The sequence below is a fragment of the Hydrogenophaga flava NBRC 102514 genome (assembly GCF_001571145.1).
GTDB classification, from domain to species: Bacteria; Pseudomonadota; Gammaproteobacteria; order Burkholderiales; family Burkholderiaceae_C; genus Hydrogenophaga; species Hydrogenophaga flava.
On sequence record NZ_BCTF01000001.1, the window covers coordinates 194,779 to 214,054 of the forward strand.

The window sequence follows — 19,276 nt, forward strand, 5'->3', positions numbered from 1 at the left end:
GTTTGTCGATGTGACAAACTGTATTCATCCTGTTTCAAGCCGTTAAGTCGGCGCCTCGCCATTCGCGTTGTAGGAAATTGCCTGACAAGCCGTGAGATAAACGGAAATCACCTGTCAGTTTTCCGCCGAGCGGGGCCCCAGCCGGCCCCGCCTAACGACCCCTGTCAGGCGCGCAGCGCGTCCACCGCCGCCGCCACCACCCCCTGCACGCTGCCGCTCTCGGCATAGCACTTGCGCAGCCAGGTGGCGTGGTTGCCGTCGCGCGCCGCCGTGCGTTCAACCTCGTCCAGCGCGGCCTGCGCCTCCAGCACATCGGCGTGGTGGCCGAGCTTGCGCAGCGTGGCCAGGATGTCCTCCCGGATGCTGATCTGCTCGCGCGTCTTGGGGTTGACCATCATGCCGTCAAGACCAAATCGGCAGGCCTGGAAGCGGTTGTAGGTGTAGACGAGGTAGTCGTCCTCGACCGGCGGTGGCTCGTCGCGCTGCAACAGGTGGCGGCACAGGCACTGCAGGTAACAGGCCAGCGCCGCGGCGCGCTCCACCGTCAGCGGCGTGTCGCAGACCCGCAGCTCGATGGTGCCGTACTCGGGCTTGGGCCGGATGTCCCAGTAAAAGTCCTTCATGGACTTGACCACGCCCGTGCTCTCCATCTTGGTGAAGTACACGTTGGCGAACTCGTCCCAGCTGAGCGTGAAGGGCGCGCGGCCGCTGAGCGGAAACGCAAACACCGAGTTCAGGCGCGCCGAGTCGAACAGCGTGTCCACGCCCTGGAAGAACGGCGAGGACGCCGACAGCGCGATGAAGTGCGGCACATAGCGGTTGAGCGAGTGCAGCAGGAACAGCGCCTCGTCGGGCGAGCTGCAGCCCACGTGCACGTGCTGTCCGAACACCGTGAACTGCTTGGCCAGGTAGCCGTAGAGACCCGAGAGCTGCTCGAAGCGCGGCTTGGAGAAGATGCGCTGCTCGAACCAGCGCTGGAACGGGTGCGTGCCGCCCCCGGCGAGCGCGATGTTGAGGCGGTCGCCCGCGTGCACCAGGGTGTCGCGGATCTCGCGCAGCTGCGCCAGCAGCGGACCGTGCAGGTGCTGCACGTCGGTGGCGATCTCGATCATGCTCTGCGTCATCTCGGGCGTGACCACCCCCGGGAAGGGCTTGCGCCGCAGCAACTCCAGCAGGTCGTTGGCGCTGCTGGAGAGGTCCATGTCGTAGGTGTTGACCAGCTGCAGTTCGAGCTCGACGCCGAGCGTGAGAGATTCGGAGGCCTTGAAGGTTTCCAGCGGCATGTCTGCGTCACTCCCGGGTCACATGCGTTTCGCGCGCGGCCTGCAGGGCGCGCTGCGTCACCAGCGGACCGAACAGCTCCTGCAGCACCATCATGAAGGCCAGGGCCATCAGCACCTGGCGGGCGGGTTCGAAGCCGTAGAGACGGCTCTGCTCCAGCAGCAGGATCGCAAAGGCCGACATCGGCGTGAGCGCCAGGCCGGTCAGCAGGCCCTTGCGCTCGGTGCTGCCCGAGAGGCGTGCCGCGGCCACGTTGCACACCACCTTGGTGGCGATGCGCACGAAGATCAGCGCCAGCCCCAGCAGCACGCCGCCACCGATTTCGCTCCAGTCCAGCAGGGCGGCGATGTAGACGAACAGGAACAGGGTCAGCATGTCGCCCGCGGTGCCAAAGCCACGCTGCGCGTTGGTCAGGTGCACGCGGCGTTCGCGCGCCACGATGCCGAAGGTCAGTGCGGCCAGCAGCGGCGAGAGCTTCAGGCCATAGGCCATGGTGGTCAGCAGCACCACCGCGAGCGCGAACACCAGGGTCACGTCGCGCTCCTGGATGCGCTGCGAGCGCAGCAGCGCGGGCATGCCCACACCCAGCAACGCCCCCACGGCGACCGAGGTGACCAGCACATGCACGCTGCCGAACGCCGCCAGCACCAGGTCGCCCGAGGTCGAGAGGTGCCAGTAACCGATGACCAGCTTGAGCGCCAGCACGGCCACCAGGCAGTTGATCGCGCACAGGTGCAGCACGCGCTCGGTCACCTGGCCGGCGCTGCGCATCTCGTTGGCCACCCGCACGATGCCGGCCGGCGAGGCGGACACCGACAGCGCCGCGATGATCAACCGCGTGTCTGTGGGCAGCGCAAACAGCCCGGACACCCAGTACACCGTGGCGAAGGTCACCACCGACTCCACCAGCCCCAGCGCCAGCACCCAGGGGTTGTGGCGGAACCAGCGCAGGTGGATACGGTAACCCAGTTCGAACAGGAGCAGCGACAGCGCCACGTTGGCTAGGAAGGGTAGGCCCGGCACCGCGTCGGTGAGACCCGGCAGGTTGATCAGGCTGGCCACCAGGCCCACCGCCACGTAGCTGGTCACCCGCGGCAGATTGGCCCATTCGTGCAGCCGCTCGCCCAGGTACCAGGCCAGCAGCAGCACCAGGGGCCAGGCCATGGACTGAAGAAGAAAGGGAAAGTCGGTCACCATGCAGGAAAAGAATGGTTGGGGGGCGGCGCCCCGGCCCCCGGGTGTACCACCCCGGGAGGGTGCTGTCATGTAACAGGACGAAACCCCTCAGGGGGCGGCGGCCTCTTGACGCCAGTGAAAACGCTGTTCCAGCAGGTGCGGTTCGTCGAAATGGCGGCGACCGACAAAGGCCGTCGGATGCCGTCCCCACTGCCGCATCGCGCCGGGGCTCTCGATGCCCATGGGCCAGAACAGGGCCCGTTCGCCGCGCTCGGTGCCCGGCATGATGCCATTGGACCAGAACGCACTGCGGTGGCCGCCGCTGGCCGTGGGCAGGCTGCGCAGCCCGTCTTCGTGTTCCAGCGGGTAGACCGTCCCCGTCGCAGCCCCGTCGTCTGCGGCCACGCCGACCAGCTGGTGGTCCGATGCGCTCAGGTGCACCCGCAGGCGCTGGCCTGGCGCGAGCTCGGGCAGCTTGGCCGGCACGAACGCCCATTCGATGCGCGCCGACGGTGGCGGGCGCAGGTCCATGCCGCGCGCCGGCACGAACACGTGGTAGCAGCCGCAGCCGTGGATGCTGTCGAGCATCAGCGGCCGGCCGCGTTCGTCCAGGGTCAGGCGCAGCACCACCGCGTCCACCCGGCCGGCCAGCAGGTCCAGGCCATTGCGCGCCGGCCGCTCGGGAAACCACAGGCTGTAGACCAGCTGCAGCAGCACCCGGTCGCCGTAACGCGTGTGGGCGATGCGCTGGTAGAGCACCGGCTGCGCCGTCCGGACCTCGGGCGCAGGGCCTTCTCCCCAGCGCAGCCGGCCGGGCCGGTCGGCGTCGGAGCGGGTCTCGATGTGCATCACCGGCGCATAGGCCTGCAGCAGGCTGCGGGCGGCGTCGGCGTCGGGCTTGGGAATGCCAAGGGCATCCACCGGCGGCGGCGTCCACGGGCCCGACGTTACGGCCCCGGTCGCGGGCAGGTAGCGCTCCCAGCCTGGCGCATCCGCGGGCGGCGCAGTCATCCAGCGGCCTTGCCAGTGCCGCAGCTCGCGCTCCACCCCCGAGAAGAACGGCCACTGGCTCAGCGGGTAGAGGCCCAGCGTGCGCAGCGCGGCGCTGTAGTCGTCGGGCACCACGGCGGCATCGCGCAGCCGGCGCCGGGCGGTCTCGTCGGCCGACAGCGCCTCCCAGAGCTGCGAGCCGCAGGCCTTTGTGCGCGCCTGGAGGTCCCCTCGGTCCGCTGCGCCCAGCGCGTTCAGGGCAGCGGGCGGCAGGTTGCGTATCTCGGCACTGCGCGCTGTCTGGTCCAGCGCCACAAGGCGGTCGCCCCAGGCCTGCCAGCGCGCAGCGTCCTGCAAGGCCTCGTCGCGGAAGGACGCCAGCAGGCGGTCGACGCGGACGAAGGGAAAGCCGGCGATGCGGGCCGCGCCGCCGTCGCGCACCGCGTGCGCATCGGTCTGTTCGTCGAGCTGTTGCAGCCACCGCTGGCAGGCGGCCACCGGGTCGCCCTCGTCGGCACCGCGGGGCAGCGGCGACGCGCACCCCGCCAGCACCACCGCAGCGGCAGCGAGCAGGCGCGAGATCAGGAACTTGCAGGCCATCGCGCCATGGTAGCGGCCGGCTGGGTCTGGGCCGAAGGTCTGGTTACACGCCCACGGGGGCGCAGGGGTTACCATGCCGCATGACCCAAACCCAACGCCTTTCCATCGCCCGTTCCGTCAGTGTGTCGCTGCTGCTGTCGCTGACCGCACTGGCCTCCCAAGCGCAGTCCACCCCCGCTGCAGCACCCGCGGCCGCCGCGGCGTCCAGCCCGGCCAAGAAGGAGCTGATCCAGCGCGTGCTCAAGCTGCAGCAAGGCGGCATCGATCGGCTGGCCACGGCCATGACCGAAGAACCCGCACTGGTGCTCGCCGAACGGGCCTCCGAAATCATTGCCGCCAAGGTGCCCAAAGACCGGCAGGAGACCGTCGCCAAGGAAGTCCAGTCCGAGCTGCAGAAGTACCTCAAGGACACCGTGCCCCTGGTGCGCCGCAGCGCCCAGCAACTGGCCCCTGCCACCATCGGCGCGGTGCTGGAGAGCAAGTTCAACGAGGACGAACTGCGCGAGATCGTGGCGATGCTGGAATCCCCGGCTTACGGCAAGTACCAGCAACTCAGCGGGGAGATGCAGCAGTCGCTGCAGGCCAAGCTGGTCTCCGACACCCGGGCCACCGTCGAGCCCCGCGTACAGGCGCTGGAGAAGACCCTGGGCGAGCGTCTGACGGCGGCCACCTCCGCCGCGGGCGCCGCCCCCACCAAACCCGCGGGCAAGGCCGCCGCCAAGTAAACCCCGGACCGGGCGCCGCACGCCGCAACCGGGGCGCCAGCCCTCAAACCGCGAAGCGCTCGCGCAGCGGCTGCAGCCCCAGCTCGTCGACGATCTGCAGCAGGCGCTCGCGGGCGCGCTGCCGCTGGCCCTGCGGCCCGTCGTGGCGGCGCGCCAGGATCAGCCCGTTCTTCATCGAGTGCTCCCAGCCCACCAGCTCGGTCACCGTGACCTGGTAGCCGTGGGCTTCGAGCTGCAGGCAGCGCAGCACGTTGGTGATCTGGCTGCCGAATTCGCGCGTGTGCAGCGGGTGCCGCCAGAGTTCGGCCAGCGGCGTGCGGGCCAGCGACAGCGCCTTGTGCTGGCGCATCACAGAGGCCACCTCGGCCTGGCAACAGGGCACCAGCACCATGAAGCGGGCCTGCTTCGCCAGGCCGAAGGCGATGGCGTCGTCGGTGGCCGTGTCGCAGGCGTGCAGCGCGGTCACCACGTCGATCTGCGCCGGCAACTCGGGATGGTCCAGCGCCTGATGCACCGTGGTCGCCAGAAAACCCATGCGCGCGAAGCCCAGCCGCTGCGCCAGCGCGCGCGACTTCTCCACCAGCTCGGCGCGCGTCTCGACCCCGTACACCCAGCCGACCGGCTTCGACTTGAAGAACAGGTCGTAGAGGATGAAGCCGAGGTAGGACTTGCCCGCGCCGTGGTCGGCCAGGGTCACGTCGCCACGGTCCTTGAGCACCTCGGCCAGCAGCGGCTCGATGAACTGGACCAGGTGGTAGACCTGCTTGAGCTTGCGGCGGGTGTCCTGGTTGAGCTTGCCCTCGAGGGTGAGGATGTGCAGCTCCTTGAGCAGTTCGACGGACTGGCCCTCGCGCAATTCGGGCAACTGGGCCTGCAGGCTGGGGGCTTCGGGAGTGCGGCGGGCGGCTTTGGGCATGGCTGGATTGTCGCAGGCGGTCACAATCGGCGCATGCACGCCACCGACCCGCGACACCCCTACGAATCCCTCACACCCGATGTGGTGCAGGACGCGCTGGCCAGCCTCGGCCTGTGGGGTGACGGGCGACTGTCCGCGCTGAGCAGCTACGAGAACCGGGTCTACCAGGCGGCGCTGGAAACACCGCAGGACGGGCACTCGCAGGTGGTGCTCAAGTTCTACCGGCCAGACCGCTGGAGCGAGGCGCAGATCCTCGAAGAGCACGCCTTCGCGGCCGAGCTGGCCGCGGCCGATGTGCCGGTGGTGGCGCCGCTGGTCATTGAAGGCCGAACGCTGCACCGCCACGGCGGCTTCCTGTTCAGCGTGAGCCCGCGGCGCGGCGGACGCCGGCCCGAGCTGGAGGACTTCGACGTGCTGGAGTGGACCGGCCGCTTCCTCGCGCGGCTGCACACGGTGGGCGCCGCCCGGCCCTTTGCCCGCCGCCCTTCGCTGGACGCCGCCAGCTTCGGCCACGAGCCGCGCGACTGGCTGCTGACGCACGAGGCTGTGGCGCCTGAGGTGCGCACCGCCTGGCGCCAGACGCTGGACGAAGCGCTGCAGATCATCGAATCGCACCCCGCCCTGCGCCCGGACTGGGCTTCGGCCGCCGAGGACGGCGCGGCCCTCATCCGCCTGCACGGCGACTGCCACCCCGGCAACATCCTGTGGACGCCCGAGGGCGCGCCCGGCGCCGGCCCGCACTTCGTGGACCTGGACGACGCACGCACGGGACCCGCCGTTCAAGACCTGTGGATGCTGCTCTCGGGCGAGCGGCGCCAGCAGACGCAGCAGCTCGGCGCCCTGCTCGACGGCTACGAACAGATGCGCGACTTCGACCGGCGCGAGCTGGCCCTGATCGAGCCACTGCGCACGCTGCGGCTGGTGCACTACAGCGCCTGGATCGCACGGCGCTGGCAAGACCCGGCCTTCCCGATCAACTTCCCCTGGTTCGGCAGCCGCGACTACTGGCAGGGCCAGGTGGACATGCTGGTCGAGCAGATCGAAGAAATGCAGAAGCCGCCGCTGGTGGTTTGACCCTTTGTGCAAAAAGGTTTCTGGCAATTAAATTGTGCGCAATTAAATTGCCAGCTACAGTTCACGCCATGCCATCCACAACGCCCCTCGACGAACGCGCCCTGCTGCTGGACAACCAGCTGTGTTTCGCGCTCTATTCGGCCTCGCTGGCCATGACCAAGCTGTACAAGCCGCTGCTGGAATCGATGGGCCTGACCTATCCCCAGTACCTGGTCATGCTGGCGCTGTGGGAGCGCGACGGCGAGACCGTCTCGGCGCTGGGCGAACGCCTGCACCTCGACTCGGGCACCCTGACCCCGCTGCTCAAACGGCTGGAAGCGGCCGAGCTGGTCTCGCGCCTGCGGGATGCCACCGACGAACGCCGCGTGCTGATCCGCCTGACCGCGGCCGGCCGGCGGCTCAAGGCCCGGGCGGCCCGTCTGCCCGCCTGCGTGATGCAGGCCGCGCAGTGCAACCTCGACGAGGTGACCGCCCTGACCCGACAGATCCAGACGCTGCGCGACCGGCTCAGCGCCTGACCCCTTCATCCACCCGCTTGCAACGCAAGCTTTTCATGAAAGACCCGACCATGGCCTCTCTCGACAAAGTCCTGTACACCGCCCGCACCCACACCACCGGTGGCCGCGATGGCGCCTCGCGCTCCGACGACGGTCGTCTGGACGTCAAGCACACGCCGCCCGGTGCGCCTGGCAACGGCACCAACCCCGAGCAGCTGTTTGCGGCCGGCTATTCGGCCTGTTTCATCGGCGCCATCAAGGCCGTGGCCGGCAAGATGAAGCTGGCCGTGCCGGCCGATGTGGCGGTGGACGCCGAGGTGGACCTCGGCCCCGTGGGCGAGGTCTATGGCATTGCGGCGCGCCTGACGGTGCACCTGCCAGGCATGGACCGCGCGCAGGCCCAGGCCCTGGTCGATGCCGCCCACCAGGTCTGCCCGTACTCGAACGCGACCCGCGGCAACATCGACGTCACCCTGACGCTGGCCTGATCAGCCGCGCTTCTGGATCGTTCCGGCCAGGTGCCGCTCGCGGAAGCGGCGCATGGCCCGGAACAGCACCGGCGGCATGTAGTCCTGCGACACGCGCCAGCGCAGGCCGCCGATGCGCTCGTTCGGGCGCTCGGCAAAGATCGTCGTGTGCGCACCGTTCTTCTCTTCGTCGGGCCGCCCGTTCGTGTAATAGAACAGCGCCAGCGACTTGCGCGAGTCGCCTTCCGGGCAGGTCAGCGGGCCCGGATGGCCGTGGAAGGTGTTGCTGGTCGGCGAGAAGATCGCCAGGCGGTTGAACACCGGCAGGATCTTGGCGCCGCAGTACGTCACCTCGCGGTCCCACAGCTCCAGGCTGCCGCCGTACTCTTCCTTCCAGTTCTTGTTCATGTAGAAGATGACGTTGATCCGGCGGTCCAGGAAGTTCTGGTCGTGCTTGTTGAAGTCGGCGTGCAGCTTGAGCAGGCCGCCGCGCGGCGTCTGGTGCAGACCGCCGCCCCGCATCGACGGGTCGGAAATCATGTTGTCGAGGCCCGTGACCTTTTCAAGGAAGCGCAGGAAGGGCGCCGAGTTGAACTGGTAGAGCATCTGGCGCGTCACCGGGCCGAACTTGGTCTCGTCCACGCACACCAGCTTGCGCTCGGCCGGCCGGTTGTAGTTGTGCCACTCGATGTCCTGCGCCTTGGGAAACTCCTGCCACATCGCCTCGGCGATGTCCTCGGGCAGGAAGTTGTCGAACGCCATGTGGTTGAACGGCGTGCCGAGCTTGTACTGGGCCTCGCCCTCGATGGCGAGTTGTTCGTAGCGGGGGTCGTCGAAGACGAAACGGTTGGACAGGTCGGGGCGGGACACTGAAGACTCCTGAGGGTGCCGGGACGGTGGTCCCGTGATACATCCCTTCAGCGACCGGCCCCTTCTTCAGGGCGTGGCGGCAGGCGTCTTGTGCTGCTGCATGCGGCGTCCGAGAACGCCGAGCAGCACGGTCAGGGCATCTCCGAGCAGGGTGGTCAGGCGCATGCTCACGGCCAGTCCGGCGGCCACCGCAGCTCCGGTCAACGGAGTGAAGAGCACCACCATCATCGCCTCGCGCACACCCAGACCACCGGGAGAGCCTGGCACCACATAGCCCACCACCCAGGCGCTGCTGTAGAGCAGCGCGATGCTGAACCAGTCAATGTCGGGACTTGCGAATAAGTATTCCGACTGCAATTTCACTACATACCCCTGCTGCATGAAGTTGATCAAGATCAACAGGGACACGAACAGCGCGGTGCGCAGTTGCGGCGGGCGCAACAGCTGGCCGCCGCCAATCTTTTTGCTGAGCCCGGGCAGCACGGTGTTGAGCACCTTGATGCCCAGCCAGGGCGCCACCAGGGCCAGCGGCAGGATCCACACCAGTTTCGAGGCGAAGGCGGGTGCGGCCCCGCCGGCGGTGTGCAGGTCCAACAGGACGACCGTGCCCAGCAAGGCGAGCGAGCAGCTGATCGCCAGGTTCCAGATGCCCTCGAACACCGCCGTGCCCACCGCCACGCCCACGGGAATGCCGGTGGACTTGGCCAGCACGCCACGGCCGATGAACTGCCCCACATTGCCTGGCAGGTACTTGCCCAGCTGGGAAATGAAGAACACCTGCACCGCCAGCCGGGTGGGCACGCGATGGCCCTGGTCCGACATCAGCAGACGCCACACATGGGTGCCGAAGAAGTGGGTCACGACCACGCTGACCATGCTGAGCAGGCCGATGGCCACCGTGGTCAGGTTCAGAGGGATCGGCGGCAGCTTCTCCATGTGGATCATGAAGGCGCGCACGAAGAACACGATGGACGCCACGACGGCCGCATACATCAGCCACTTGAAAACGGTCTTGGCGTATTTCATGGAAACCCGTGAGAAACAAAGCGAAGCGGCGCTACAAGGCGCCGCAGAACCCCACAAGTGTAGTCGCCGGGTGGCGGCGGGCCACCACCCGGACCCTGACGCAGATCAAGCCAGGCCGCCCAGGCGCTCCATCGCATCGGCCAGCCAGTCTTTGGGCAGGGGCTCGTCCGCGGCCGGTGCAACCACCCAGCCTTCGCCGGCCGACTGCAGGCCGAAACGCCCCCGGGTCCAGAGCTGCCAGGCCAGCCAGGCGCAGTCGTCGGCAGAGGCCGCATCCCCGGCCGGTGCGGTCAGCAGGGCCATGCAGGGCTCGGTGCGGGCCAGGTGCAGCACACCGCCCCGAACCTCTGTGCCCAGGACGGCCGCCAGCTGCGCCAGCGCGTGTGCATCGTCCTGACGGGCGCCGAACCGCTCCAGCCAGGAGCGGACCTGCAGCGCCACCCCGGCGCCCCGGCGCGCCTCGGCCTGTTGCAGGTCTGCGTGGTCCCAGCGGTTCCAGTCCACCGCCGGCTCCTGCACCCCCACCCACAGGGCCGCCTGCGCGAGGCGGAACACGGCCCGCTCGTACCCCGCCGGGTCGGCGCCGGCGCCGATCGTCAACAGGGAGGCGAGGCGCCCCGACACCAGGCGCGACTGCTGGGCCAGCATCTTGTCGCGCACCAGTTCGTCGCGCTCACTGCGCAGGGCCGACAGCTCCAGTGCGTTCTTCAGGTCGGAACGCAGGCTCTCCAGCTCCCAGGGTTTGGCGATGTAGCGGTAGATCTCGCCGGTATTGATCGCGTCGATGGCCTCGCCGATCTCGGAATAGGCCGTGGTGAGCATGCGCACGATGTGCGGATAGTGGGTACGGGCATGGCGCAGCAGTTCGTTGCCACGTTCGCCGGGCATGCGCTGGTCGCACACGAGCACGGCGATATCGGCACCGTGCACGCTGAGCACCGCCCGCCCCTCGTCGACCGAATTGGCGGTCAGCACCGGGGCCAGCGGCCCCACCAGCCGCTCGAAGTATTTGAGGGCGATGGCCTCGTCATCGACGTACAGGATCTTCTCGGGTTTCATCTGGATACCTCATGGTGTTGTTCTGTGTCCGGGACACCAAAGTGCAGGCGGATGGCGGCGCCGCCGCCGGCCGGTGACCGTACCTCGACCGACCCGCCCACGGATGCCATCACCCGCCGGCAGAAGACCAGGCCCATGCCGCTGCCACCACTGCCCGACCGGGTGGTGACAGGCTCCCGGGTCAGCCGGGTCAGCACCTCCGGCGCAATGCCCGGACCGTTGTCGCTGATTTCAATGACCGCGCGGTCCGGCGTTCCCGCGACCACAATGCGAATGCGGGGTTCGGCCGGCAGCGCCGAATGCAGGGCCAGCAAGGCATTTTTGACCACGGTGCACAGCACCAGGTACAGCAGGTCGCGCTGACCGGGCAGGACGAAGTCCTGCAGCACATCACAGACCAGCCAGCGCGCCTCGTCGCCATCGAAAGGATAGCCCTCGCGCACCGATCGCACCAGATCACTGGCGAGTTCGCTGGCGCTGCCGTCGGCGTGGTAGGCGTCGCGCGCGGTGCGCACGAAGGTCGCCACCAGGGACTGGGCGTAGTCGGTGCGGCGCAGGGCCGCGTCCAGCATCGCGTCGATCTCGCCGGGACGGCGCTGGGTGAGGCAGACCAGGTCGGTGTTGCCGCACTGGGGGGGCTGCTGGCGTTCGCGCATGGCGTGCAGGTAGCCGCTGACGGTGGCCAGCGGGGTGCCCACCTCGTGCGCCAGAAAACCCAAGGTCTCGCGCAGGGCCTCGTCCCGCCGCTGCAGCAGGGTCTGCTCGCGCAGCCGCTGCTGGCAGGCCGCCAGGGCCTCTCGCAGGGCCCGCCGGGTCAGCGGTTCGTCCAGCGGCTTTTCCAGGATCTGCCCCACATGGCCCAGGTTGACCGCGGCCATCGCGACATCCTTGTCGGCGTAGGCCGACATCAGCAGCCGCGACACCAAGGGGTGCCGCTGCCGCACCTCGGCCAGCAGGGCCACACCGTCGCGTTCGGGCATGCGGTAGTCGGTCAGCAAGACGGCGACCTCGTGCCCCTGCCGGTCCAGCAGTTCCAGTGCCTGCCGCACGCTGGCCGCGGTCCGCACGTCGAACTCGTCGCCGTAGGAGCGCGCAAACCACTTGAGCGCCTGCGGCTCGTCGTCGACCAGCAGCACGGCATGGGCCAGAGGAGGTGCGGAGCCGGAACCCGGCAGGTCGGATTTCATTGGGGCGGCCTCGGCAGGTCGAACGAGAATTCGGTCCATTCGCCGACCACGCTGTCGACAGACAGGATGCCTCCGTGCCGCTGCACGATGCCGTAGCTCACGCTGAGCCCCAGCCCCAGGCCGGCCCCGACGTCGCGGGTGGTGAAGAACGGCTCGAACACCCGGCCGATGTTGGCCGGATCGATGCCGTGTCCGTTGTCCCGCACCGAGATCCGCAGCCGCTCGCCCTCCGGCGCCACCCGCACATCAATGCGCGGCTGCGGCCGCTGCACGGACTGCATGGCATGGGCGGCGTTGCTCAGCAGGTTGATCAGCACACCGATGATCGCCGGCTCGTCGCCCATCACATGGGTGTCCTGGGGCAGGTCGAGCGCCAGCTCGATGCCCTTGAGCTCGTAGCCGGCCAGGCGGATGGCCGAGCGCACCGCGTGCTCCAGCAGGAAGGGGCGCTGGTTGTCATCCCCGGGCTTCTGGTAGGCGAAGGTCTTGAGGTCGGAGACGATGTTCTGCACCCGGGTCAGCCCCTCGCGCGCATCGTCCAGGCTTTCCTTGAGCATCGGATCGGTCTTGGCCGAGGGCACGCTCAGGCCCATGTTCACCGCCATCAGGGCGTAGTTCACCGGGTTGTTGAGTTCGTGCAGCAGCCCGGCCGAGAGAGTGCCGATGGCGGCCATCTTCTCGCGCTGGATCAGCTGGCCCTTGACCTCGGCCAGGGTGCGGTTGATCTCCTGCAGCTTGTCGTTGTTCATGGCCACCTCGTGCTGCAGCTGGAACAGGCGCAGCCGCGCCCGCTCGTTGAACCAGGTGCAGACCGCGCTGGCAATGGCAGAGAACAGGATGAACAGGCTGTTGGTGTAGAGCTTGCCGGGCTCGGCCACACCGTCGGGGTGGAGCATGCAGGCCATCATGTAGAGCACCAGCGTGAGCACACCGAAACCGATGCCCTCGAACAGCGTGATCGGCAGGATGATGCCCACGGCATACATCGCCAGGTGCAGGCCGACAAAGTAGATCGACTCGACCCCACTGGTCAGCCAGATCATCCAGGCGATCATCATCTGCGGCAGCACCAGCCAAGTCATGGTGAGCACCCGCACCTGCTGCGCCCCCACCCGGGTGTAGAGCAGCATCAGGATGCCCAGGGTCAAGGTGGCCACCAGCAGCCGCAGCAGGAAGAACTCGAGCAGTCGGTCCGGGTAGGAGAAATAGTCCAGGCCCACCCCCGCGAGCACCAGGCCGATGGAGGTGATGCTGCCGGCCTTGCTGTAGGCGAGCCGGAACGCCGACAGCTGACGCTCGTAGGACGCTGTGTCCCTGGCGATCATGCAGTGTCCAGGGTGCTGCGCCCCGGCAGCGTGGTTTCCGCGAACACGTTGACCCCGGTCGGGTCGGTGTAGAGCTCGATCGCCGCTCCGACCTCGGACATCACGGACGTCATCTGCGCCTCGTCCCGGTAGATCAGGTGCCACTCCAGCAGGTGCTCCATGCCGTGACGCTCGGGGTTGCTCGAGTGCACGTTGGTCAGCAGCATGCGGGCACCCGGAGCGGAGCGGGACATGAAATAGCGGATCAGCCGGGTGCAGACTTTGTCGGACAGGTAGTCGAACAGGCCCGCGCAGTAGATGAAGTCAAAACCCCGTCCACCCTCCAGCGCCTGCGACTGGGCCGGGCGCTTGAGCAGGTCGTGCACCGACTCCTGGACATAGTTCACCTCGACCCGCCGGCCGGTCTCGGCCATCACCGCGTCGATGCGCTCGCGCGTGTAGTCCAGGGTCTCGCGGCTGAAGTCCAGCAGGGTGAAGCTCAGGCGGCTGAGGTCCGCACCGGAGGCGATCAGCCGCTGCAGCTCGACCGCCGGGCCGCAGCCCCCGTTGAGGATGCGCACCTGGCGCCCTTCCTGCTCGCCCAGGGCCACGGCGCGCCGGAGGTAGTCGACCAGGATGTTGATGCGGTTGCGGTGCGCCTCGGCCACCGCCGCCCGCAGGAAGGTCGCGTTGACCAGCTGGATGTAGGTGCTGCCGCCCTGCCGCGGGTCTCCCAGCAGCTGGTTGACCATCTCGTAGTCGCCGGCATAGCCCAGCGGCTTGGCAAAGGTGCGGTAGACGAAAGGCGCCCGCAGCACCAGCGGGTGCAGCGCCGCCTGGGCATAGCTGCGGTGCAGCAGGGCATCGTCCGCGGGCACGCTGGCGGCCTCGCTTTCCAGCCGCACCAGGAAGCTCTTGCCCTTGGTCATCAGGGGCTCGGCCATGGCCCAGAAGACGGCATCGGTCAGCCGGCCGTCCTCGCCCTTGGGCAGCGAGTCCAGCATGTCGGCCTGGTCGATCCAGCGCGCGGTCTCGGACAGGAAGGCCCGGAACTCACTCACCGCCACCTGGTAACTTTCCTTGACCCGGAAGCGCTGCTCCCAGTCCTCGACAAAACGGGCGGCCTCCATGCCGACCTCCCGCACATTGCCACGGGCCAGATTGAGGTCCGACCACTCGTCAATCAGGGCCAGCGAGACCACCGCCATCAGGCCGGTGTTGAGCAGGCTCACCACCACGGCCTTGCCCTGGTAAATGGCGCGCTCGCCGGAGCGGATCACCAAGTCGCTGAGCACCTCGCTGACCTGGACGATGGAATAAGGGTTGTAGATCTCCATCACCAGCGAGCGGCGCTGGAGACTGGTCAGCGTGCCGCGCGCGGCTTCGCCTTGGCTGTTTCTGAAGGTGACAACAGGATCAAAGGGGCGCTGGGGTTGCACGGCGGTTGGATGTCAACGGTGGTGGGGCGAATCACCCCGATCGGAATCTCCCAATCTGCCAGTGTAGTCATCTGTGACCTGTTTCACGGTCGCAACTGTCGTCCAAACGCCGCTCGGGCGCAAAAAAACCCGGGCCGGATACCGGACCGGGTTTCAGACCTTATGCACTCTATTTCCGTAGCACTCAGGCCAGCAGCGCGTTGACCCGCCGGACGTAGGCGGCCGGATCGTCCGGCAGGCCACCTTCGGCCAGCAGGGCCTGGTCGAACAGGATGTGGGCCAGGTCGTCGAAGTGCGCGGAGCCGTCGAGCTTGCGCACCAGCGGGTGCGACGGATTGACCTCCAGCGTGGGTTTGGCGTCCGGCGCCTTCTGGCCCGCGGCCTTGAGCATGCGGGCCAGCTGGCTGGAGAGCTCGCCCTCGCCCACCACCAGGCAGGCGGCCGAGTCCACCAGGCGCGTTGTCACGCGCACGTCGCTGGCCTTGTCCTTGAGCGTGTCCTTGAGTTTGTCGAGCACCGGCTTGAAGCTCTCGGCCGCCTGCTCGGCAGCTTTCTTCTCTTCCTCGTCCTGCAGCTCTCCCAGGTCCACCGCGCCCTTGGCCACGCTCTGCAGCGGCGTGCCGTCGAACTCGGGCAGGAAGGACAGCGCCCACTCGTCCACGCGGTCGGTCATCAGCAGCACCTCGATACCCTTCTTGCGGAAGAGTTCGAGCTGCGGGCTGTTCCTGGCCGCCGCCAGCGTGTCGCCGGTGATGTAGTAGATGGCCTTCTGGCCTTCCTTCATGCGGGCCTTGTAGTCGGCCAGCGACACCACCACCGCGTCGCTGGTGGTGCTGGCAAAGCGCAGCAGCTTGGCGAGCTTGTCGCGGTTGGAGAAGTCCTCGCCCAGGCCTTCCTTGAGCACGGCGCCGAACTCGGCGTAGAAGCTGGCGTACTTGTCGGCGTCCTTGGACAGGTCGTCCAGCATGGCCAGCACGCGGCGAGTGTTGCCCTCGCGGATGGCCTTCACGTCGCGGCTTTCCTGCAGCAGTTCGCGGCTCACGTTCAGCGGCAGATCGGCCGAATCAACCACGCCCTTGACCCAGCGCAGGTAGGCGGGCATGAGGCTCTCGGCCTCGTCCATGATGAAGACGCGCCGCACGTAGAGCTTGATGCCGGCCTTGCGGTCGCGGTTCCACAGGTCCATCGGGGCCTTGGACGGGATGTAGAGCAGCTGCGTGTATTCGGTGCTGCCCTCGACGCGGTTGTGGCTCCAGGCCAGCGGGTCGGCCTGGTCGTAGCTGATGTTCTTGTAGAACTCGGCGTACTGCTCGTCGCTGATGTCCTTCTTGCTGCGCGCCCACAGGGCGTTGGCGGAGTTGGCGGGCTCCCACTCGTCGCGGGTGATGTACTCGCTTTTCTCGGCGTCCCACTCTTCCTTCTGCATCAGGATGGGCAGGCTGATGTGGTCGGAGTACTTGGTGATGAGCGACTTGAGCTTCCAGTGGCTGAGGAACTCGGTCTTGTCCTCGCGCACGTGCAGCGTAATGGTGGTGCCGCGCGCGGCCCGTTCGATGGTCTCGACCTCGAAATCGCCCGTGCCGCCGCTGGTCCAGCGCACACCCTCGGCCGCCGGCAGGCCGGCGCGGCGCGACTCGACCACGATCTTGTCGGCCACGATGAAGCCCGAATAGAAGCCCACGCCGAACTGGCCGATCAGCTGCGCGTCCTTCTTCTGGTCACCGCTGAGGTGGCTCATGAAGTCGCGGGTGCCACTCTTGGCGATGGTGCCCAGGTGCTCCACCGCCTCGGCCTGGCTCATGCCGATGCCGTTGTCGGTGATGGTGATGGTTTTGGCGTCCTTGTCGAAGGCCACCCGCACGTCGAGGTTGGGCGCGTCCTCGAACAGCGCGGCGTTGTTCAGCGCCTCGAAGCGCAGCTTGTCGCAGGCGTCCGAGGCGTTGGAGACCAGCTCGCGCAGGAAGATCTCGGGGTTGGAATACAGCGAATGGGTGACCAGGTGCAGCAGCTGGGCCACCTCGGCCTGGAAGGAGAGGGTCTGTTTGCTCATGCTTTGTGGATCGTCAGAAGGAATGAGGGGCCATGCCACCCGCGCCAGACCGGGCGGGAGGCACTCGCGAGGGCGCAATTATGGGCAGGCCGCGCGATTTCAAGCCGGCGTGGCCAGCCAGGTCTGCAGCTGAGCGGCCACCTTCGGGCTGGACAGCAGGTCCAGGTGCCCGGTCCGGAACACCGTGCACTGGTGATCGGGCGCCAGCGCCAGCCGCATCGACGGGTCTTCGTGGCGGCCCAGTGCGCTGTCCAGCGGCACCAGGCCGTCGCCGGTCAGGCGCTCGACCAGCCGGCTGCGCTGCCCGGCCAGCGTGGCCGCCACCGCATAGCAGGCCACCCCCTCGGGCAGCGGCAAGGGCTGGCGGTGGTCTGCGCCCGAGGCGAAGCGGTCGCGCCCCTGCCAGTCGGCGTCCTGCACATGGCCATGCCGCAGGTCGGTGATGCCCGCGCTGCGGAGCTTGCCCAGCCGCGCGAACGGCGCGGTGAAGGGGTTGGAGGCCAGCAGCCAGTCGGCCCCGTGGCCGGCGCGCTCCAGCGGCGCACCGTGGTGCGGCGTGCCCAGAAAAACCAGTGCGCGCAGGCGCTCTGTCCACGACAGGCCCGCCGCCTGGCCCACCGCCACCGCCGAACGGGCCACCAGACCGCCCATGCTGTGGCCGACGATCGTGATGCGCTCCGGCGGCACGGGCCACGCGGCCACCAGCTGCTCCAGCAGCAGCGCCAGCGCGCGCCCGTTGACCGAAATGTGCAGGCCGCTGTTGTAGCGCAGGTAGATGGGCGTGGCGCCCAGCGCCTGCGCCAGGAACTCGCCGTGATCGTGCCCGCTGCGGCGCCATTGCGTGTCGTTCATGCACAGGCCATGAACGAGCAGCAGGATGTGCGGGCCGGCGCCGGGCAGCTCTTCTTTCAGCGGACCAGGCGACAACGACAGCGGCACGCCGCCAGCGCGCAGCTCCATCGCCTGCGCCAGCGGGTTGCCGATGGCCTGCAGCCGGTCGCCCAGCACGCCGTTGAGCGCGGCCAGCACCGCCTCGCGCTGCGGCGAGGCCTCGGGGTGGGACGCCGGGTCGTCCAGCAGCGGCAGCAGCACGCCCAGCGCCGCGTCCGTGCCCCAGCCCGCCAGCCGCGCCACGCCGCGCACGGCCTGGTAGATCTGGCCCGTCAGGCCGCCGGTCTGTTCACCCGACGCGCCACCGGACAGCCCCAGCCTTCGGCGCACCGCCTGGTGCACGCCTTCGGCGATGTTGATGACGCCGTGGGTGCCCTGCACCGCCAGCTGAGCCGCCGCCTGCAGGTCGGTGGGGCGAACGTGGCGCAGCAGGGACTGGCGCAGTGGTTGGGTCGGGGTGGGCTTGGTCATGGGGCATTGTGGGTGCCGGTGAGCAACGCCAATGGATGCGCACCCCTAAACGCCCACCGCCGGACTCAAAACCCTTCGCCTGCCCCCAGGTAGCGCCACTGCCCCACCGGCAGGTTGCCCAGCACCACGCGGCCGATGCGGATGCGCTTGAGGCCGACCACATGCAGCCCCACCTGCTCGCACATGCGACGGATCTGGCGCTTCTTGCCCTCCTTCAGCACGAAGCGCAGCTGTTCGGGGTTCTGCCAGTCGACCTGGGCCGGCTTGAGAGGCTGATCGTCCAGGTTCAGGCCGTGGCGCAGCAGGGCTAGGCGCTCGGCCGGGAAGGCGGCCTGCACGTCCTGCGTCACCACGCCCGCACCCTTGGGGCCGTTCGGCGCCCAGTGCACGCGCACCAGGTACTCCTTCTCGACCCCCGAGTCCTCGCCAATCAGGGTTCGCGCGACGCGGCCGTCCTGCGTGAGCACCAGCAGGCCGGTGGAGTCGATGTCCAGCCGGCCGGCGGGCGCCAGACCGCGGGTATGCACCGCCTCGAAGCGGCGACCGCTGCGGTCCTCGCGCCAGTGGCTCTGGGGCTTGATGAGCACCGCCGCGCTCTCGTGGCCGTCCTCGGGCAGGCCGCTGACATAGCCCACCGGCTTGTGCAGCAGGATCGTGACCTGCCCCGCCTGCTGGTGGCGCGCCTGCGGCAGCACCTCGACCTGCGCGTCGGGCGGCACCGGCTGACCCATGATGGCGGGCTGGCCGTTGACCAGCACCCAGCCGCGCGCGATCCATTCGTCGGCCTCTCGGCGCGAGCACAGGCCCAGCTCGGCCATGCGCTTGTTCAGGCGAATTTCGCCATTGGCGTTACCCACGCGGGCCAGGTCGGGCCGGGTGTCGCGCGGTGGGCGGGACGGCCGGGGCGCCTCCGGCGGGCGGCGGGGTGCGGCCTCGCGCGCACCCTCCGGGCGCTGCCGCGAGACGGGCCGTTCGGGGCGCGCGCCAGGGCCGCCGGGGCCGTCCGGACGGGCGGCGCGGCGGTCGGTGTCCGTGCGGGGCCGGCGGTCATCGCCCTGCGGGCCCTGCGCCGCCCAGGCGGCATCGCGCGCCGCACGTTCGGCCTTCACTTCAGAGAGGGGTCTGGCCCGGGCCGGGCCGCGCGGGCGCACCGGGGCTCGTGGCGCAGCGGGCTTCCCGGCCGGGGCTTTGGCCTTGAGCTGCAAGGTCTTGGGTTTGTCGGTCATGCCCCGATGATCCCATGGCCATGCCGG

General features: G+C 68.6%; 17 protein-coding genes. 4 read left to right on the forward strand and 13 right to left on the reverse strand.

The features are described from left to right. Positions 1-164 precede the first annotated feature (164 nt). From HFL01S_RS00915 to HFL01S_RS00925, 3 genes are all read right to left on the reverse strand, one after another. The gene (locus HFL01S_RS00915; RefSeq protein ID WP_066253337.1) at positions 165-1,283 is read right to left on the reverse strand and encodes a YbdK family carboxylate-amine ligase; all 1,119 of its coding nucleotides are present in this window, start codon (positions 1,281-1,283) and stop codon (positions 165-167) included. Between the two features lie 7 nt (positions 1,284-1,290). Further along, positions 1,291-2,445, reverse strand: a complete 1,155-nt coding sequence (locus HFL01S_RS00920; RefSeq protein ID WP_169802297.1) for a cation:proton antiporter — start codon at positions 2,443-2,445, stop codon at positions 1,291-1,293. Positions 2,446-2,565: 120 nt separating this feature from the next. After that, positions 2,566-4,047: a hypothetical protein gene (locus HFL01S_RS00925; RefSeq protein ID WP_066253345.1), complete on the reverse strand. Its 1,482-nt coding sequence runs from the start codon at positions 4,045-4,047 to the stop codon at positions 2,566-2,568. 80 nt (positions 4,048-4,127) lie between these two features. On the opposite strand from HFL01S_RS00925, the gene HFL01S_RS00930 reads away from it, so the two are divergent. Further along, on the forward strand, positions 4,128-4,772 hold the full coding sequence (locus tag HFL01S_RS00930; RefSeq protein WP_066253348.1) for a hypothetical protein: 645 nt from the start codon (positions 4,128-4,130) through the stop codon (positions 4,770-4,772). A gap of 43 nt (positions 4,773-4,815) precedes the next feature. On the opposite strand, the gene HFL01S_RS00935 is transcribed toward HFL01S_RS00930, so the two are convergent. After that, entirely contained in the window at positions 4,816-5,688 is an 873-nt protein-coding gene (locus HFL01S_RS00935; RefSeq protein ID WP_066253796.1) for a class I SAM-dependent methyltransferase, read from the reverse strand. A 33-nt stretch (positions 5,689-5,721) separates the two neighbouring features. On the opposite strand from HFL01S_RS00935, the gene HFL01S_RS00940 reads away from it, so the two are divergent. The 3 genes from HFL01S_RS00940 (at position 5,722) to HFL01S_RS00950 (ending at position 7,747) form a co-directional block, all read left to right on the forward strand. Further along, positions 5,722-6,762: a serine/threonine protein kinase gene (locus HFL01S_RS00940; RefSeq protein WP_066253350.1), complete on the forward strand. Its 1,041-nt coding sequence runs from the start codon at positions 5,722-5,724 to the stop codon at positions 6,760-6,762. 68 nt (positions 6,763-6,830) lie between these two features. Continuing rightward, positions 6,831-7,280 (forward strand): MarR family winged helix-turn-helix transcriptional regulator, encoded by a 450-nt coding sequence (locus HFL01S_RS00945; protein ID WP_066253351.1) that lies wholly within the window; start codon positions 6,831-6,833, stop codon positions 7,278-7,280. A gap of 50 nt (positions 7,281-7,330) precedes the next feature. Then, positions 7,331-7,747, forward strand: a complete 417-nt coding sequence (locus tag HFL01S_RS00950; protein WP_066253354.1) for an organic hydroperoxide resistance protein — start codon at positions 7,331-7,333, stop codon at positions 7,745-7,747. Here the strand turns inward: HFL01S_RS00950 and HFL01S_RS00955 are convergent, their stop codons facing one another. From HFL01S_RS00955 to HFL01S_RS00995, 9 genes are all read right to left on the reverse strand, one after another. Further along, positions 7,748-8,596: a 2OG-Fe(II) oxygenase gene (locus tag HFL01S_RS00955; RefSeq protein WP_066253355.1), complete on the reverse strand. Its 849-nt coding sequence runs from the start codon at positions 8,594-8,596 to the stop codon at positions 7,748-7,750. It abuts the gene before it with no gap. Positions 8,597-8,662: 66 nt separating this feature from the next. Next, a complete protein-coding gene (locus tag HFL01S_RS00960) occupies positions 8,663-9,622 on the reverse strand; it encodes a lysylphosphatidylglycerol synthase domain-containing protein (protein WP_066253359.1) in 960 nt (319 codons plus the stop codon). A 105-nt stretch (positions 9,623-9,727) separates the two neighbouring features. Further along, a complete protein-coding gene (locus tag HFL01S_RS00965; RefSeq protein ID WP_066253362.1) occupies positions 9,728-10,681 on the reverse strand; it encodes a response regulator in 954 nt (317 codons plus the stop codon). Further along, positions 10,678-11,868, reverse strand: coding sequence for a hybrid sensor histidine kinase/response regulator (locus HFL01S_RS00970; RefSeq protein WP_066253365.1), 1,191 nt, complete (start codon positions 11,866-11,868; stop codon positions 10,678-10,680). The genes HFL01S_RS00965 and HFL01S_RS00970 overlap by 4 nt, the downstream gene beginning before the upstream one ends. Then, positions 11,865-13,193, reverse strand: coding sequence for a HAMP domain-containing sensor histidine kinase (locus HFL01S_RS00975; RefSeq protein ID WP_066253368.1), 1,329 nt, complete (start codon positions 13,191-13,193; stop codon positions 11,865-11,867). The genes HFL01S_RS00970 and HFL01S_RS00975 overlap by 4 nt, the downstream gene beginning before the upstream one ends. Next, on the reverse strand, positions 13,190-14,611 hold the full coding sequence (locus HFL01S_RS00980; protein WP_066253373.1) for a class I SAM-dependent methyltransferase: 1,422 nt from the start codon (positions 14,609-14,611) through the stop codon (positions 13,190-13,192). The genes HFL01S_RS00975 and HFL01S_RS00980 overlap by 4 nt, the downstream gene beginning before the upstream one ends. A gap of 184 nt (positions 14,612-14,795) precedes the next feature. After that, the gene (gene htpG, locus HFL01S_RS00985) at positions 14,796-16,661 is read right to left on the reverse strand and encodes a molecular chaperone HtpG (RefSeq protein ID WP_066253376.1); all 1,866 of its coding nucleotides are present in this window, start codon (positions 16,659-16,661) and stop codon (positions 14,796-14,798) included. 99 nt (positions 16,662-16,760) lie between these two features. Continuing rightward, the gene (locus HFL01S_RS00990) at positions 16,761-18,023 is read right to left on the reverse strand and encodes a PGAP1-like alpha/beta domain-containing protein (RefSeq protein WP_066253379.1); all 1,263 of its coding nucleotides are present in this window, start codon (positions 18,021-18,023) and stop codon (positions 16,761-16,763) included. 65 nt (positions 18,024-18,088) lie between these two features. Next, complete coding sequence (locus tag HFL01S_RS00995) at positions 18,089-19,249, reverse strand: pseudouridine synthase (RefSeq protein WP_084383007.1); 1,161 nt, start codon at positions 19,247-19,249, stop codon at positions 18,089-18,091. Positions 19,250-19,276: the final 27 nt, after the last annotated feature.